Origin of the sequence: Massilia psychrophila, from assembly GCF_002760665.1 — a bacterium.
Classification (GTDB): domain Bacteria; phylum Pseudomonadota; class Gammaproteobacteria; order Burkholderiales; family Burkholderiaceae_D; genus JAFCUW01.
Genome location: NZ_PDOB01000079.1, coordinates 1 through 1,921, shown reverse-complemented (window position 1 = coordinate 1,921; position 1,921 = coordinate 1). Strand labels below are relative to the sequence as shown.

Genomic DNA, 1,921 nt, shown 5'->3' with positions numbered 1-1,921 from the left:
GAGGGCCGGTCAAGCAGTCCGTCGCTTTTAACCTGCTCAAACGCTTCCGGCTCTACGCTGATGCCGTTCTGTTGTTCATCGCTGACCACGCCGTCCCGTTCACGAACAATATCGGTGAGCGTGCCGTGCGTATGCCCAAAGTGAAGCAGAAGATATCCGGCTGCTTCCGGTTACTGTCCGTCTACCTGGATGAGTTTCAGTCGATGGCAGGTACTGGCTTCTATCTCGGTGACCAGCTGCTGTGTACGAGGAACCTTTGGGACTGGGGCTTGCAAAACGGCTCACTGGGGCGGCTGGTTGAAATCGAGGACACGCCGCGGCTGTTGACTAACGCCGAAGGCGCAGAGATTGGCCACGCCATCGCCTGGGTCCTGTGGGATGACGGCGAGCGGCGCCCAGTTCTCGAGTCCATGCTTGACGACCTCGAGCTCGGGAACGCAGTTACGGTGCACAAAGCTCAAGGCTCTCAGTGGCGTAGGGTTATCGTCGTGCTAACAGGCAGCAGGGTGCTGGACAGGACGCTCATCTATACCGCGATGACGCGGGCGCAGAGCCAGGTGATTCTGGTGGGAAACCCTGTCGCCGCACAGCGAGCGGTGGAGGAGCTTCCTCGGGCGCACACTCGGATGGTTGGACTCGATTCATTACTCGATGAGTATATGACTGAATTGGCGCTTGCGAGCGAAGCTGCCTGAAGTGGCGGGGTATGGGCCGCAGGGCCCATGGAGACTACCACGCTGGCGTGCAACGGACGTTTAAGTGCGGAGGCACAATCAGCGCATGGCGGCGTCCCTCGCGCCATGCAGGCGGGGTTGGTTTTGACGTGCTGCTACTAGAGCGGCCAGAACCAGACTTTGCTCGAGCCCCAATAGCAAGCGCTCGAACAGCGCCGGAAGTTGTTTTCGGGGCGAACTAAGTCGATATGCCCGTGCTGCGTGTCGCTAGGTGGGTCAATGTCGAAAAACGAAACTATACCGCTGCGCTGCCCGATGCCTTCCTCCGCTTCGGATTTTTTGAAGCGCTCAGGTCGACCAAGGTATCCTGGACGGGCCAGGATTGACGACAACTTGGACTGTCCAGGCTCAATGAACTTGCCCCAATGAACGCCGGATTTAATTTCCATCCGGCCAGGAATGGTCATTCCCGACTTGATTAAAGCTAGACTCATGCGAATTGCGCATGTGTCCCAGTACGCCTGATTATCGACGAGGTCGTCCCATCCAATTTCCTTGAACAGCGTAGCGCGCAGTACAGTCGGTGCAGGTGAGAATGCGCTTAACAAAATCCTAAAGTTCGGCTTCATTTTCGGCCCCCGGAGCAAGGAAATCGTTTCGATAGAGCTGCGATTGCGAGTTTTGCGGCGACACCGCGGCTGGTTTGCACCGGCGGCAGGGACTTGAGGACGCCCATGACCTCGGCATCGACTTCATGTGGTTTGATAGCGCGGGGGTTGCACCAGACCGTGCCTTGCGTTGCGTCGGCCACGCCCGCGAGGTAGCCGTCGACATACTCCCGCGCCAAGATTTGTGAAGGCGTCCGGTCGCTACCGTCTGATGGTGGCGCGGTCCAGCGTTCGATAATCTGAGTGCCGGTAAGTCGACCGGGCGCCGGGGTCTGTGCTGCTAGCGAGACGGGGATAGAAGCCGCCAGCCACAGCGACAATAGGATAGATTTCAAGAGCGCCCCCAACGTTTTATCACCTATGGTGATGGACGAACGCAACGGGCACGTTGACTAAACACAATAAAATGCTACCCATAAAGACAGGGGCCCTGTATGCGTTAGACGCTACGCTGCGTATTCCGGCGAACGTGACCGCTCATTCCGGCGAACGTGACCGCTGCGCATGAGATGGCGTTACGCGGTCAAATTCTAATGCCTGCGGTCACGATGGGTCGATATTTTTCTCCTTTTTAGCGCT

At 57.7% G+C, this 1,921-nt stretch carries 3 protein-coding genes; 1 reads left to right on the top strand and 2 read right to left on the bottom strand.

The features are described from left to right. Nucleotides 1-695: ATP-dependent DNA helicase (locus CR103_RS24030; RefSeq protein ID WP_143752723.1), on the top strand; the 695-nt coding region annotated here is incomplete at its 5' end. 137 nt (nt 696-832) lie between these two features. Here CR103_RS24030 and CR103_RS21680 read toward each other — a convergent pair. Both CR103_RS21680 and CR103_RS24410 read right to left on the bottom strand, forming a co-directional pair. Continuing rightward, nucleotides 833-1,303, bottom strand: coding sequence for a T6SS effector amidase Tae4 family protein (locus tag CR103_RS21680; protein ID WP_099917951.1), 471 nt, complete (start codon nt 1,301-1,303; stop codon nt 833-835). Beyond that, entirely contained in the window at nt 1,300-1,662 is a 363-nt protein-coding gene (locus CR103_RS24410; RefSeq protein ID WP_502511523.1) for a Rap1a/Tai family immunity protein, read from the bottom strand. Before CR103_RS24410 ends, CR103_RS21680 begins: the two co-directional genes overlap by 4 nt. Nucleotides 1,663-1,921: the final 259 nt, after the last annotated feature.